Consider the following 14,706-nt stretch of genomic DNA (forward strand, 5'->3'; position numbering starts at 1 on the left):
TAACAATCTTATAGAATGCAGCATAATAAATGCCGTTAGTCTTTAGTAATTAAAATTCCTCACAATATTTGTCAAAAAGCTCCTGTAAATTTTCAATAACTGACATCGGTGCATGGCCTTCAATTTCGTGACGTTCTACCATTGCACAAATTTTCCCATCTTTTAATAAAGCAAAGGATGGAGAAGATGGTGGGTATCCTTCAAAATAGCTTCTTGCTTTCGCTGTAGCTTCTTTATCTTGACCTGCAAAAACGGTAACTAAATGGTCTGGTCGTTTATCAAAATGAATCGCATGCTTTGCTGCTGGACGAGCAATTCCACCGGCACAACCACATACGGAATTGACCATTACTAATGTTGTACCTTTTCTGTTTAATGCTTCTTCTACTTCATCCGCAGTTTTTAGTTCTTCAAATCCTGCTTCCACTATATCTTTTCTTGCTTGTTCTACAACGTCATTCATTAAAAAATTAAAATCAAGACTCATTACGAATCACTCCTTTTTATTCTTCATTGTAAATACGTTATTCTTTGTTTATCATATCAATTATTATAATCAAATTTCAAATTTTATGTTTAATTTATTGTTCAAGGGGTAAAGTATTAGTACACATGATCCATACCCCTAACTCCCTGATGAAGATAGTGCGAATCGGCACTATCTCTTTTTTTATGGCTTTTTTTAACGAATTATTTTATTTAACAAGATTAGAAATTTTGTTAAAACTACTGAACAGACTGAATGCACAAAGAATCCATAAAGGCGGAGGCGGCTGCCCGGCGACATACACATACAAACTGTAGCCAATCTACAGGATAAAGGAAACACGGTGAGTTTACGAACCGATGTTTCCTAATCATACGGAGGTTGGCGAAGTTTGCTAGTAGGGATTAAAGCAGCAGCTAGTCTCACCGCTTGCCCGAATGGATGCATAGGGTGAATTCATTCTGTGTACTTTTTACAAATAGAAACAATTTAATTTATACAAAAACAGCCTATTTTTATTTACTTTATATTTTTTTGATTTCATGGAAATAAAGCTCCAGTAATTGTTCCACTGCAGTAGATACTGGTAAGGAAAGAGCTGTGACCTTACTTTCTAATAGTGGGAGCCGGAGCATGACCTCCTTATTTTGAAAAAAGGAATGCTCCAATTGCTCCATTATTGAGGATCGCAGCCATTCTTTTGTTTGTTCATTCCTTCTTTCCATTAAATAGCCATTGTTGTCCACTACGGTGAAAAATTTTTGAATGACCTTCCATACCATTGGGATTCCTTCTCCTGTCACCGCAGAACAGGTAAATGCTTTAGCTATCCAGCCTCTTGTTACTGGTTTTAGCAAATGTAGAAATTTATTGTATTGGCTTTTTGTTTCTATTGCCTTTTGTTTATTGCTACCATCTGCCTTTGTCACGAGGACCATATCGCATAGCTCCATCATCCCCTTTTTCATTCCTTGTAGCTCATCTCCAGCTCCAGTAATGGTTAGCATCATAAGCAAATCTACCATTGTTCGGACTACCACTTCATTTTGGCCAACCCCGACTGTTTCTACAAATATCGTGTCAAAACCAGCTGCTTCACATAAAAGAATGGTTTCACGTGTTTTTCGATGAACCCCTCCGAGTGCACCATTGGTTGGAGAGGGGCGAATAAATGCATTCGGTTCCCGTGATAAATTTTCCATTCGTGTTTTATCGCCAAGAATGCTCCCTTTGCTAATAGTTGAGGTTGGATCGATGGCTAAAACGGCTACCTTTCTACCTTTATTGCAAAGCTCCGTACCAAATCTTTCAATGAAGGTGCTTTTTCCTGCTCCTGGAACCCCTGTAATACCGATACGCATGGAGTTTCCCGTAAAGGGTAAAATTTCTTTCAAAATCTGCTGACTCATTTTAAAATGATTAGAATTCCTACTCTCAATTAAGGTAATTGCTTTTGCTAATATACTTCGGTCACCATTTCTAATACCTTTCACATAATCGGTAATAGATAATGTGCTTCTATCCTTTTTTACATATCGTGAACGGTTTTTCTTGCTATCCTCCGGCATTTACTACACTTCCTCATACCCTAAGCGGCGATAAATTTCCTCCAAAACTGCACGTGCTGCATTCGGTATAATAGTTCCTGGCCCAAATATTGCAGCAGCACCTTTTTCCTTCAAAAAGGTGTAATCCTGAGCTGGTATGACGCCACCTACCACGACAAGAATATCTAGTCGATTTTGTTTTTTTAGTTCCTCTATTAGTTGTGGCAAAAATGTTTTATGTCCTCCTGCTAAGGAACTCATCCCAATAACATGTACATCATTTTCCACCGCTTGACGGGCGGTTTCCTCGGCTGTCTGAAATAATGGACCAATATCTACGTCAAAGCCCAAATCTGCAAATGCTGTTGCTACTACCTTTGCCCCACGGTCATGCCCGTCCTGACCAATTTTTGCCATTAGCATTCGCGGGCGTCGTCCCTCTAATTCAAAAAATTCATCGGTCATTTGGCGAATTTCTTCAATTTTCTCCTCATCATTGTATGCTTTTTGATAAACCCCACTTACCGATTGAACGATCGCTCGGTATCGACCTGACACACTCTCAATTGCCTGAGAAATTTCCCCCAAAGTTGCACGTTTCCTTGCCGCAGCAACAGAAAGTTCTAGTAAATTTCCTTCTCCAGTTTGTGCTGCCTTCGTGATTTTAGCAAGCGCCGTTTTTACTTCTTGTGTATTTCGATTTGCTCGCAAATTCGCTAATCGTTCCATTTGCTTTTTCCGTACCAATTCATTATCAATAGCTAAAATATCAATAGCTTCGTGCTGAGCAACTTGATAAATATTAACCCCGACTAGCTTTTCTTCTCCGGAATCAATCATTGCCTGTCGAACAGCTGCTGCTTCTTCTATTTTAAGCTTCGGTAACCCTGTTTCAATCGCTTTTGTCATTCCACCAAGTTCCTCAATTTCTTGTATATGCAGCCACGCGCGCTCAATTAATGAATTCGTCAAATATTCCACATAATAGGAGCCACCCCATGGATCAATTGTTTTCGTAATAGATGTTTCTTTTTGCAAATACAACTGAGTATTTCTTGCAATTCTTGCCGAGAAATCGGTTGGCAGGGCAATAGCTTCATCTAATGCATTCGTATGAAGTGATTGCGTATGCCCCATAGCAGCAGCATGTGCCTCTGTTAACGTTCGGATTACATTGTTGAATGGATCCTGTTCCGTCAAACTCCACCCAGAGGTTTGGCTATGAGCTCGTAATACGAGTGATTTTGGATTTTTCGGATCAAATGATTTCATTAATTTTGCCCATAGGAATCTAGCTGCCCGGAGCTTAGCGACTTCCATAAAATAGTTCATCCCTATTCCCCAAAAAAAGCTGAGCCTTGGTGCAAATACATCAATATCAATTCCTGCCTGAAGCCCTGTTCGAACGTATTCTAGGCCATTTGCCAATGTATATGCCAATTCTAAATCTGCTGTTGCTCCAGCTTCCTGCATATGATAGCCGGAAATACTTATACTATTAAATTTCGGCATATGTTTAGCTGTATACGAAAAAATATCGGCAATAATTCGCATTGACATATGTGGTGGATAAATATACGTATTTCGAACCATATATTCTTTTAAAATATCATTTTGAATCGTTCCCGAGAGCTGCTTTTGACTTACTCCTTGTTCTTCTGCTGTCACTATATAAAATGCCATTATCGGCAAAACTGCGCCATTCATCGTCATCGACACCGATAGTTGATCGAGCGGAATTTGATCAAATAATATTTTCATATCTAAAATCGAGTCGATTGCGACTCCCGCTTTACCAACATCTCCAATTACTCGTGGATGATCAGAATCATATCCTCGATGTGTAGGTAAATCAAAAGCAACCGATAACCCTTTTTGTCCCATTTTCAAGTTTCTTTTATAAAAAGCATTGCTTTCCTCTGCTGTCGAAAAGCCTGCATATTGACGGATGGTCCAAGGACGGTTAATATACATCGTCGGATATGGACCTCTCGTATAGGGAGAGATGCCAGGATAGCCTTTTATATGTTCATAATCTTTGGTGTCCTCTTCCCAATAGACCGATGCGATTGGAATCTTTTCATACGTTTCCATCACCTTTTCCGCTTTCATCCGACCTTGGCTATTTATTGCATGATTCCGTTCCGAAAATAACGGGATGTCCTTAAAATTTGGTTTCATTCGGCAAGTCCTCCAATCCTTTGGAAAAGATTTGTTAATAGTTTTTGCTGGTTTACTTTTGGATGTATTTCTAGTTTGTTTTGGAGGGGAAGCGATGTTGGGTTTGTAAGTATCCATTGCTTGTCAGGAAATAATGTTGCTATCGTTAATATTTGTGACTCCCAGTTTGAATCATCGTCTTTCCAGCAAAAGCAGTAAGCTGGAAATTTTGTTTCTTTAATAAAAGCCTCAGCTTCCGAAATATGTCGAATTCCCTGACTCTGCACAGTGTGAATACCGCCACTGGCAAGAAAATCAGAACAATAATCAGCAATCGTCTGCCAGCTTTTTCTTTCGCCAAAGCAAACCATTCCAACGGTAAGTGGATGTGCGTGCTTTTGAAAATATTGATTTGCCTTATTTCGAATGGATTCATATTGCTCGCTTAATCTAAAGAAGGAGATTGGTAGATACGAAGAAGTAGATTTAACGCTAGTTTTCAGAAAATTTCCTAATGCGGCTCCTTTTTTCACTTCCGCTGACAGTTTTGGAATGGAGATAGGAACAGCAAGTGTTAATGTGTTTTCTTTCTGGCTGGAAATCTCGAGTCTTTCCAGGTTATTCACGTAACGATTCGTACCTATTAGTGTGCATGTACGATTTTGAAAATCATCAAGCGTCTGCTTTTTGTTTTCTTCTAGCTGCCGTTGTACACCACCGTTGAGTATTTCAGCAAGCATCCCGCCTGCTTCCTCTACTTGCAAAAATAAGTGCCATGCTTTTTCGATTAGCATTTTCGTTAATGATTCTATATAATAAGAACCTCCACTTGGATCCGAAACAGCTGCGAGCTTTGCCTCTTCCTTAAAAATGTGATGGATGTTATGACTTAAGCGAATTCCTAAATCACTTATCGTTCCTGTCACTTCATCAAATGAATTTATTCGTAAATACTTCACCTGCCCGATTACTGCTGCTAATGCTTCGCCGCCAATCCGTAATAGATTTGTATAAACATCTATTTGTGATTTATTAATGATTGTTGTTTCCGCATATAGATCGATGCCATCGTTACTAGTGACACTGTATGCCTCCTTTAATTTTTCCCATAAATATTTAGCTGCTCGTAGCTTACTGATTTCTAAAAAAAAGTTGGAACTGATGGCAAAGCCAAATTGAAGCCTTGAAAAAATGGCTTCTAATGATAAGCCGGTAGCGTGTAGAATAGTAATATGTTCAACGGCAGTTGCCAAAGAATATGCTAGTTGCTGAATAACGTTTCCTCCTGCATTTCCATACATTGTTCCGTCCACATAAATCGTTTTCACATTCGGTAGTTGCTCTAGAGCATATTGAATTCCATTACTCCAATATTGATAATATTTTTCGCTATCCGTTTTCGATAGTGCATTTTGATAAATGTAAGCAATTGGATCTCCACCGATAAATCCTTTTATTGATTGGTTTTCGATATCTGTACGCTCCACCCACTCAACTATCATCGGATAGAAAGGAATCGTATTTACTTTTCCATCAATAAAGAACGATGCATTTGCTACTTCCACATCTTTTAGCACCCGTTGTAAATCAGTCACAGACCAATTGGGATCAAGATCAAAGGAGAGGATTTTTTGACCATTTTCTAATGCATTATGCAATGCACGATTTATATCCGTACTTGTTTGACCATAAACCTTTTGTGCTAAATACCAATCGGGATTATCACTAATGATCGGATGAATTTGCTTTGTATCGTTATCTCTATCGCCCTCATCGTAAAGCGGTTTCATTTTATTCGTTTCATCCAATGGATAATCGTATTCTCGTAAGCTTTTACCCTTTAACGCTTTTTCCGCATGCTTTACCCATTCTTCATATGTTAGTACGGGAAACCGATATTTGCGAATATCTGTAATAGTTGACTCTACTTTTTTCAAAGTAACACCTCCAGTATTTATCATATTATTTTTATTCTAATATTATTTTGCTTTATAAAAAAAGTCGCTGTAATTAAACAACGACTAATTCGAGCATATGTTAAACTGTGGAAAATCATTAGCAATATTTAATTTTTGTAGTTTCATAAAGCACGTTGTTACTATTTGTATTTCGTCAGAGATGGTATACATAATACTTTCCTACAGGTGAGTGGGAGTTTTCATGTATTCAGTCTGCTCTGTAATTTTCTATATATTTATTAGTAAATAGAAGTAGTTTCTTTCGAGATATTTTCTAAAATCTCTTTTACCCGTTGTAAAAAGCGTCCACAAACTAGCCCATCTAATACACGATGATCTAAGGATAAGCAAAGATTCACCATATCTCTTACTGCAATCATGCCATTATTCATAACAACTGGACGTTTCACAATGGATTCCACCTGTAAAATAGCTGCTTGCGGATAATTAATGATTCCCATAGACTGCACCGATCCAAAGGAACCAGTATTATTAACTGTAAATGTTCCACCTTGCATATCGTCTACTGTTAATTTTCCGGTACGGACTTTTTGGGCGAGTTCACTAATTTCTCTAGCAATTCCTTTAACCGTTTTTTCGTCTGCATGTTTTATTACAGGAACAAATAATGACGTATCTGTTGCAACCGCAATGGATACATTAATTTCCTTTCTTTGGATAATTTTGTCCCCTGCCCAAGTAGAATTTAGCTGTGGAAATTCCTTTAATCCTTGTGCTACTGCTTTTACAAAAAAGGCAAAATAGGTTAAATTAAAGCCTTCTCTCTGTTTAAATTCGGTTTTTAGTGAATCACGGTAAGCAACTAAATTTGTCACATCCACTTCCAGCATTGTCCATGCATGTGGAATCTCCTGCTTGCTTCGAACCATATTTGCAGCAATCGTTTTTCGAACACCAGTAACAGGAATTTCGATATCACCAGGTACCGTTTGGGCAACGGAAGGTGTAGCTTTAGTTTTTTCTGATATTGGTACAGCATTTGCCATTTCCGCTGTAGCAGCTTTTGCAGTTGAAGCTTCTATAACTGGAGTCGTTGCTGTCGGAATATTTCCGGATTCAATAATTGCTTGTAAGTCCTTCCGTGTTATTCTTCCTGACTTTCCGCTTCCTTTTACTTGTGTAAGATCGATTCCGTGCTCTTGAGACAACCGTAATACTGCAGGAGAATAACGGAATTTTAGCTCTTCCTCAGTGGTACTCTCACCATTTACCGTATCTTGAATCGCCTCTTCGATTTTCTCTTCTGCTTTCCCCTCGGACGGTTCGGTTTCAATCATACAAATGATTTCCCCAACGGCTAATGTTTCGCCTTCTTCGGCTACTAATTGTTTTATTACTCCTGTAAAAGAGGATGGAACCTCTGCATTTACTTTATCTGTCATTACTTCGGCAATCGGATCATATTTATTCACTTTATCCCCTACCGAAACTAACCATTTGCTAATTGTTCCTTCTGTAACACTTTCCCCTAATTGTGGCATTGTTAATTGTTCTACTGGCATACTTTACCCTCCTTGCCTATCATTAATATTCTGCTAGCTCTCGCATTGCTTTTTCTATTTTTTCAGGGTTCAGCATAAAATATTTTTCCATTGTTGGTGCAAATGGCATAGCTGGTATATCTGGACCTGCTACACGCATAATTGGTGCATCTAAGTCAAATAAACAATTTTCCGCAATAATGGCCGCTACCTCACTCATGATGCTGCCTTCTTTATTATCTTCTGTCACTAATAATACTTTTCCTGTTTTCGAAGCTGCTTCCATAATTGCTTCTCTATCTAAAGGATAAACCGTTCGGAGATCAAGAATATGGGTAGATATCCCATCATGGGCTAGTTTTTCTGCTGCCTGAAGTGCAAAGTGAACACAAAGACCATAGGTGATAACTGTAATATCCTCACCCTCCCGTTTCACATCTGCTTTCCCAATTGGGAGAACATAATCCTCTGTAGGCACCTCACCTTTTATTAACCGGTAGGCACGTTTATGTTCAAAAAATAGGACGGGATCATCGTCTCGGATTGCTGCTTTTAACAAGCCTTTTACATCATATGGTGTAGATGGCATCACAATTTTCAATCCTGGCTGATTGGCAAATACTGCTTCCACTGATTGGGAGTGGTATAGACCACCATGCACACCACCACCATATGGAGCACGAATAACAAGTGGACAATTCCAATCATTATTTGAGCGATAACGAATTCTTGAAGCCTCGGAAATAATTTGATTTACTGCCGGCATTATAAAATCAGCAAATTGTATTTCACCAATCGGTCTCATTCCATACATAGCCGCGCCGATGGCAACACCTGCAATGGCTGATTCAGCAAGCGGGGTATCAATTACTCTTTCTTCCCCAAATTGGTCATAAAGACCATGTGTCGCTTTAAATACCCCACCTTTTTTACCAACATCCTCTCCTAATATAAATACTTTTTCGTCTCTTTCCATTTCTTCTCGTATTGCCATTGTCACAGCATCAATATAGGAAATAACGGGCATACTATTCTCCTCCTACTCTTTGTACACATATTTCAAGGCATCCTCTGGTTTCGCATATGGTGCATTTTCGGCATAATCGGTTGCTTCGTTTACAAGTTTCATCACTTTATCATTTAACGATTTTTCGATTTCGTCTGTTAATACAGCTACTTCTTTTAAATAGCTACCAAATGTATATAGTGGATCCTGTTCTTTAGCAGTCATTACTTCTTCTTGATCACGATATGCACGATCATCATCATCACTTGAATGTGCCGTTAGTCGATACGTTACTGCTTCGATTAATGTTGGACCTTCTCCACGAATAGCTCTGTCATGTGCTTCCTTCACGACTCGATATACTTCTAATGGATCATTCCCATCTACAGTAATACCAGGCATTCCATAGCCAATTGCACGATCGGATACACGTTCACAAGCAAGCTGTTTCGTCACGGGGACAGAAATAGCATATTTATTATTTTCACACATGAAAATGACTGGCAATTTATGAACACCTGCAAAATTTGCTCCTTCATGAAAATCACCTTGGTTAGAGGAACCTTCTCCAAATGTTACAAAGGAGACAAAATCCTTTTTTTCCATTTTCGCAGCAAGAGCGATGCCTACAGCATGCGGTACTTGTGTCGTAACCGGCGATGATCCAGTTACAATTCGATTTTTCTTTTGTCCGAAATGGCTAGGCATTTGTTTGCCACCAGAATTTGGATCCTCTGCTTTTGCGAAGGCAGAGAGCATTAATTCTTTTGCTGTCATACCAAACGCTAATACTACACCCATGTCACGGTAGTATGGGAGAATATAATCTTTCTCACGGTTTAAAGCAAAGGCAGCACCAATTTGCGCGCCTTCTTGCCCCTGACCAGAAATAACAAATGGAACTTTACCCGAACGATTTAATAGCCACATCCGTTCATCTAACCGTCTTGCAAGTAACATCGTTTCGTACATTTCAAGTACCGTTTCATCTGATAAACCTAATGCTTGATGACGATTTTCGACCATTTTTTCTACCTCCTAACAATAAATAAAAATAAATGTTAATAATTTCATGCTTGAATATGATAAATAATTGCCATTATTCAGTTTTATCTACCGCATAAAATTTTTAATGAAATTTAAAAATGTATTGCATTTCCATCTACCGCTAAGCTTGCTTCTCCAAATATTTCAGACAAAGTTGGATGCGGATGAATGGTTTGGGCAATTTCCCAGGCTGTTGCATCTAATAAAGCGGCAAGACTTGCTTCCGATATTAAATCCGTTACATGGGGACCAATCATATGAACTCCGAGAAGATCATTTGTCTTTTTATCTGTTATTATTTTTACAAACCCATCTGTTTCCCCAACTACTAATGCTTTACCGATACCTTTAAACGGAAATGTACCAACCTGTAAATCAAAACCTTGTGCTTTTGCCTCTCGCTCTGTTAATCCAATACTAGCAATTTCAGGATTGGAGTAAATACATTTTGGTACGAGTCGTTGATTTAATTTCTCTGGCTTTTCACCAGCGATATGCTCTACTGCAATAGTTCCTTCCCTCATGGCAACATGTGCAAGCTGTAGCCCACCAATACAGTCTCCAATAGCATAAATATGGGATTCCTTCGTTTGATAAAAATCATTCGTTTCGATTACTCCCTTATTTACCACAATCTCTGTATTTTCAAGGCCAATTCCTTCCACATTGGCAGTTCGCCCAACTGATAACAATAATTTATCGGCAGTTAATTCTTTCTTTTCCCCACCATGTTCTATTATTACATCCACATGATTTTCTGCCTTTGTAATGGTTTCTGGCAACATCTTCGCATTTGTCAATATTTTGATTCCTTTTTTCTTTAACAACCGTGTCATTTCAGCTATAACAGCATCATCTTCGGTTGGAAGAATTTGATTCAAATACTCAACAACGGTGACCTCTACTCCAAAATCTGCAAGCATGGAAGCCCATTCCACCCCAATAACACCACCACCAACGATAATGATGGATTTCGGTAATTTTTCCATTTTTAGTGCTTCATCAGAAGTTAAAATAAATTGCCCATCGATTTCTACTCCCGGTATTGTTCGCGGTCTAGATCCTGTTGCAAGAAGAACAAATTTTGGCACCAATAATTCATTTTCACTACCGTCATTCATTTCTACTGAAATTGTCCCAGGTAGTGGCGAAAATATTGAAGGACCTAATATTCTTCCAACCCCATAATAAACATCAATTTTTCCTTTTTTCACTAAATGCTGCACACCGCTATGTAATTGAGTAATAATGGAATTTTTTCTTTCCTGTACTTTTTCGAAATCTAACGAAATATTTGTTGCTGTAACCCCAAATATTTCACTTTCCTTCATTGTTCTATAAACCTCGGCACTCCGTAACAATGCCTTACTAGGTATACAACCAGCATGAAGACAGGTTCCTCCAAGCTTCTGTTTTTCCACAAGCGCTGTTTTTAAACCTAGCTGGCTGGCACGAATAGCTGCAACATAACCGCCTGTACCGCCTCCTACTATGACCAAGTCATAATCTCTAGCCAAAAAAAATCACTCCTTCCATTGAAATTTTTTTAATATTTTCAGGGTGAAGTATATATATTTAATTAAACCTGCAAACGATGCACGGAATTCATTTTAATCTACGACTAAGTATATGTTTTTCATTTACTAAAAATGGGCTTCTTGAATTTTGAATTCGTTTAATTCGTTCTTCTGCCATCCGATCAGCTGCTAAATAGGATGGAATTCCATCTCGTTTGGAAATTGCAAATACTTTTTCTAAATTATTATAAATTTGTTCGATTTTTTTCATTGCACGATCACGATTGTAACCATATAATTCATCAGCCACATTGATGACCCCACCAGCATTTATGACATAATCAGGTGCATACACAATTCCCATTTCAAATAAAATGTCACCATGCTTGTTCTCTTTCAATTGGTTGTTTGCGGAACCAGCAATTACTTTCGCTTTCAATTGTGGAATAGTTTCATCGTTTATTATAGCACCAAGAGCACAAGGGGAGAATACATCACAATCCACACTATAAATATCACTTGGATCGACTGCAACAGCATCAAAGTCATTTACAGCTCTCATGACGGCATCTTTATGAATATCAGTAACAATTAAGGATGCTCCATCTTCGTGAAGATAACGGCATAAATGATAAGCAACATTTCCCACACCTTGGACAGCAACTTTTTTCCCTTCTAAGGAATCAGATCCAAAGGCTTCTTTAACACTGGCTTTAATTCCCCGATATACTCCAAACGCTGTAGCTGGAGAAGGATTTCCTGAAGATCCAAATGCAGGAGAGATTCCAGTAACAAAATCTGTTTCTTCATGAATAATGTCCATATCTTCCACAGAAGTCCCTACATCCTCTGCAGTAATGTACCTACCGTTCAATCCTTGAATAAAACGTCCAAATGCCCGAAACTTCTCTTCACTTTTATCTTTTCGAGGATCACCGATGATAACCGTTTTTCCTCCACCAAGATTAAGACCTGCAGCAGCATTTTTGTATGTCATCCCTTTTGATAACCGGAGCGCATCAATTATTGCAGCTTCCTCTGATTCATAGGTCCACATTCTTGTCCCACCAAGAGCTGGTCCTAATGTAGTATCATGAATAGCGACAATTGCTTTTAAACCAGATTGTTTATCTTGGACAAAATGTACTTCTTCATAATCATAAGCTTCTAAGTACTTGAATAATTCCATCTTAGTTCCCCCTTAACAATTTGCTATACTACCAGATGAAAAACCCTATATATAATTTACTATAATTTACGAAAAATGCCAAACCATTTTTGTAAGCGCTTTCCCTCTTTTATTCTAACGTATGTAGCAAAATATTGTACTATTACTTGTATTTTTTGCAAAAAAAAATTTCCATTATGTAATTACCATATATTATTTTTCTATCCGAAGCAATGATTTTAAGGTGTTTTTGCTTGACAAATGTTTATTTTCCGATAATATTTCAATGAATAGAACATGTGGAGGGACTATATTAATGACGCGTTTACTAGCATTGATTATTGTATTAATCCCAGGTATTTTAGCAGTTATTGGCGTAAAGCTCATGCGAGATTCTGCTTTTTCTATAGAAAATTGGCCATTTACCAATGTATGGCTTCAATTTGCATTCGGACTGTTTCTTTTTATCATGGGACTAGCATTCATTGGCGGCTTCATCTATCGTCGAGATAAAAAAAGAAAAAAAGTCACAAAACGATTTAAACATCGGTAAATGGCATTCATTATAAATTATTTTTAATTTCTCTAGCCATCGCAGGATAATCTGTTATGATTGCTGCCGTATTTACTTCCATAAATCGCTTAATATCCTTTTCTTGATTGATAGTAAAAGGTCGTACGGCAATACCATTTTGCTGTGCGAGAATAATCAATTCGTTTGGTGTTACTTTGTAATGTGGATGAATTCCTTTTGCACGTATGGAATCTGCATATACCCATGGCATATAAATTCCTTCCATGTAGAGTGGTGCAGTTTCAATTTCAGGTGCCAATCGGTAGCTATAGACAATGCTATAATGATTAAAAGAAGAAAAAATAATCCGATCTTCTAATTGATATTGTCTCACTAATTGCACCACTTTATCTTCTAATTCATGGTTGGTTATAGTGGTTGATTTATATTCGATATTGCATAGCAAATTTGTTTGTTTAAACCATGTAAGAAATTCCTGTAAAGTTGGAATCGTATCTTCAAATGTTCCTTTTTTAAAATGATGTCCAGCATTTAGCTGCTTTATTTCAGCTAATGTTAAATCTTTAACAAAGCCCTTCCCATTAGTCGTTCGGTCTACTTTATCATCATGAATGATAACAATTTCGCCATCTTTTGTTAATTGTACATCTAATTCAATTCCGTCTGCTCCTGCCTTGTTTGCTTCCATAAAAGAAATCATTGTATTTTCCGGATGACTACTACTTGAGCCACGATGTGCAAAAATCAATGTCATTTTATTCACCACGCCTTTTTTCTTTAGTATAACGGATAATTGTTAAGCAAGTATAAAGTTTTAATAATAAAAACCATCTTTGATTATTATCAAAAATGGTCTTCACTTTAAATGGAATTATGAAAAAATTACGATGCTCGATGTTCCAATCTTAGTTTGTCTGCTACCATTGCAATGAACTCCGAATTTGTTGGTTTCGCTTTAGACATGGAAACAGTATAGCCAAATAAACTGGAAATGGAATCGATATTCCCACGGCTCCAAGCCACTTCAATAGCATGGCGAATTGCCCGCTCTACTCGGCTAGCAGTTGTGTTATATTTTTTCGCGATATCCGGATAAAGAACCTTTGTTATCGATCCTAATAATTCAATATCATTATAAACCATGGAAATTGCCTCGCGTAAATATAAATAACCTTTAATATGTGCTGGTACACCAATTTCATGGATGATACTCGTTATATTGGCATCTAAATTTTTTGCTTTTATTTCTTCCCCATTGGTTAAGGATTTATAGATTAATGAATTTTTTTGTGCAGATTGCACGAGCTTTCCACTTGTTTGCCTAATTTGATTTGCCAAATGGTTCATATCAAATGGTTTCAAAATAAAATAAGAAGCCCCTAATTCAACTGCTTTCTTCGTAACATCCTCTTGGCCAAACGCAGTTAACATAATAACATTTGGTGCCGATTCTTTTTCCCGTAATTTTTCCAAAACAGCTAAACCATCTAAATGAGGCATAATTATATCTAAAAGAAGAACATCTGGGGTTAGTTCTTCGAGCATTTTCATACATTCCTGTCCATTGTATGATACCCCAATAACTTCCATATCTTCTTGATCATTTATATATTCTTTTAATAAGCCCGTTAATTCTTTATTATCATCAACTATACAAACCTTAATTTTCTTCACCAATGTTTCCTCCCTATTTGTTCCTAAACAAGTGTACATAACATTATTCTAACTAACATTTTCGACAAAGCAAACAAAATCCCTCTATATTTTTAAAAAAATATA

At 37.5% G+C, this 14,706-nt stretch carries 12 protein-coding genes; 1 reads left to right on the forward strand and 11 read right to left on the reverse strand.

The window, feature by feature from the left end:
* Positions 1-49: 49 nt before the first annotated feature.
* From OEV98_RS09575 to OEV98_RS09615, 9 genes are all read right to left on the reverse strand, one after another.
* Positions 50-487, reverse strand: coding sequence for a BrxA/BrxB family bacilliredoxin (locus OEV98_RS09575; RefSeq protein WP_263073052.1), 438 nt, complete (start codon positions 485-487; stop codon positions 50-52).
* A 524-nt stretch (positions 488-1,011) separates the two neighbouring features.
* Positions 1,012-2,055, reverse strand: coding sequence for a methylmalonyl Co-A mutase-associated GTPase MeaB (gene meaB / locus OEV98_RS09580; protein WP_263073053.1), 1,044 nt, complete (start codon positions 2,053-2,055; stop codon positions 1,012-1,014).
* A gap of 3 nt (positions 2,056-2,058) precedes the next feature.
* The gene (gene scpA / locus OEV98_RS09585) at positions 2,059-4,215 is read right to left on the reverse strand and encodes a methylmalonyl-CoA mutase (RefSeq protein WP_263073054.1); all 2,157 of its coding nucleotides are present in this window, start codon (positions 4,213-4,215) and stop codon (positions 2,059-2,061) included.
* A complete protein-coding gene (locus tag OEV98_RS09590; protein ID WP_263073055.1) occupies positions 4,212-6,131 on the reverse strand; it encodes a methylmalonyl-CoA mutase family protein in 1,920 nt (639 codons plus the stop codon). The genes scpA and OEV98_RS09590 overlap by 4 nt, the downstream gene beginning before the upstream one ends.
* A gap of 260 nt (positions 6,132-6,391) precedes the next feature.
* Entirely contained in the window at positions 6,392-7,675 is a 1,284-nt protein-coding gene (locus OEV98_RS09595; RefSeq protein WP_263073056.1) for a dihydrolipoamide acetyltransferase family protein, read from the reverse strand.
* A 22-nt stretch (positions 7,676-7,697) separates the two neighbouring features.
* Positions 7,698-8,681, reverse strand: coding sequence for an alpha-ketoacid dehydrogenase subunit beta (locus tag OEV98_RS09600; RefSeq protein ID WP_263073057.1), 984 nt, complete (start codon positions 8,679-8,681; stop codon positions 7,698-7,700).
* Between the two features lie 12 nt (positions 8,682-8,693).
* Positions 8,694-9,686, reverse strand: coding sequence for a thiamine pyrophosphate-dependent dehydrogenase E1 component subunit alpha (locus OEV98_RS09605; protein ID WP_263073058.1), 993 nt, complete (start codon positions 9,684-9,686; stop codon positions 8,694-8,696).
* Between the two features lie 113 nt (positions 9,687-9,799).
* Positions 9,800-11,224: a dihydrolipoyl dehydrogenase gene (gene lpdA, locus OEV98_RS09610; protein WP_263073059.1), complete on the reverse strand. Its 1,425-nt coding sequence runs from the start codon at positions 11,222-11,224 to the stop codon at positions 9,800-9,802.
* Between the two features lie 88 nt (positions 11,225-11,312).
* Positions 11,313-12,413 (reverse strand): Leu/Phe/Val dehydrogenase, encoded by a 1,101-nt coding sequence (locus OEV98_RS09615; RefSeq protein ID WP_263073060.1) that lies wholly within the window; start codon positions 12,411-12,413, stop codon positions 11,313-11,315.
* Positions 12,414-12,708: 295 nt separating this feature from the next.
* Between OEV98_RS09615 and OEV98_RS09620 the strand changes: the two genes are divergently transcribed.
* A complete protein-coding gene (locus OEV98_RS09620) occupies positions 12,709-12,945 on the forward strand; it encodes a DUF2627 domain-containing protein (protein WP_263073061.1) in 237 nt (78 codons plus the stop codon).
* 10 nt (positions 12,946-12,955) lie between these two features.
* Here the strand turns inward: OEV98_RS09620 and OEV98_RS09625 are convergent, their stop codons facing one another.
* Together OEV98_RS09625 and spo0A are read right to left on the reverse strand one after the other, a co-directional pair.
* A complete protein-coding gene (locus OEV98_RS09625; protein WP_263073062.1) occupies positions 12,956-13,681 on the reverse strand; it encodes a glycerophosphodiester phosphodiesterase in 726 nt (241 codons plus the stop codon).
* 128 nt (positions 13,682-13,809) lie between these two features.
* Positions 13,810-14,601: a sporulation transcription factor Spo0A gene (spo0A, locus tag OEV98_RS09630; RefSeq protein WP_263073063.1), complete on the reverse strand. Its 792-nt coding sequence runs from the start codon at positions 14,599-14,601 to the stop codon at positions 13,810-13,812.
* Positions 14,602-14,706 lie beyond the last annotated feature (105 nt).

The sequence above is a fragment of the Perspicuibacillus lycopersici genome (assembly GCF_025660475.1).
GTDB lineage: Bacteria > Bacillota > Bacilli > Bacillales > Caldibacillaceae > Perspicuibacillus > Perspicuibacillus lycopersici.

Excerpts from the sequence above, each read along its gene's own strand:
- OEV98_RS09575 (WP_263073052.1), bottom strand. The coding sequence starts at position 487 with ATGAGTCTTGATTTTAATTTTTTAATGAATGACGTTGTAGAACAAGCA.
- meaB (WP_263073053.1), bottom strand. The coding sequence starts at position 2,055 with ATGCCGGAGGATAGCAAGAAAAACCGTTCACGATATGTAAAAAAGGAT.
- scpA (WP_263073054.1), bottom strand. The coding sequence starts at position 4,215 with ATGAAACCAAATTTTAAGGACATCCCGTTATTTTCGGAACGGAATCAT.
- OEV98_RS09595 (WP_263073056.1), bottom strand. The coding sequence starts at position 7,675 with ATGCCAGTAGAACAATTAACAATGCCACAATTAGGGGAAAGTGTTACA.
- OEV98_RS09600 (WP_263073057.1), bottom strand. The coding sequence starts at position 8,681 with ATGCCCGTTATTTCCTATATTGATGCTGTGACAATGGCAATACGAGAA.
- OEV98_RS09605 (WP_263073058.1), bottom strand. The coding sequence starts at position 9,686 with ATGGTCGAAAATCGTCATCAAGCATTAGGTTTATCAGATGAAACGGTA.
- OEV98_RS09615 (WP_263073060.1), bottom strand. The coding sequence starts at position 12,413 with ATGGAATTATTCAAGTACTTAGAAGCTTATGATTATGAAGAAGTACAT.
- OEV98_RS09620 (WP_263073061.1), top strand. The coding sequence starts at position 12,709 with ATGACGCGTTTACTAGCATTGATTATTGTATTAATCCCAGGTATTTTA.
- OEV98_RS09625 (WP_263073062.1), bottom strand. The coding sequence starts at position 13,681 with ATGACATTGATTTTTGCACATCGTGGCTCAAGTAGTAGTCATCCGGAA.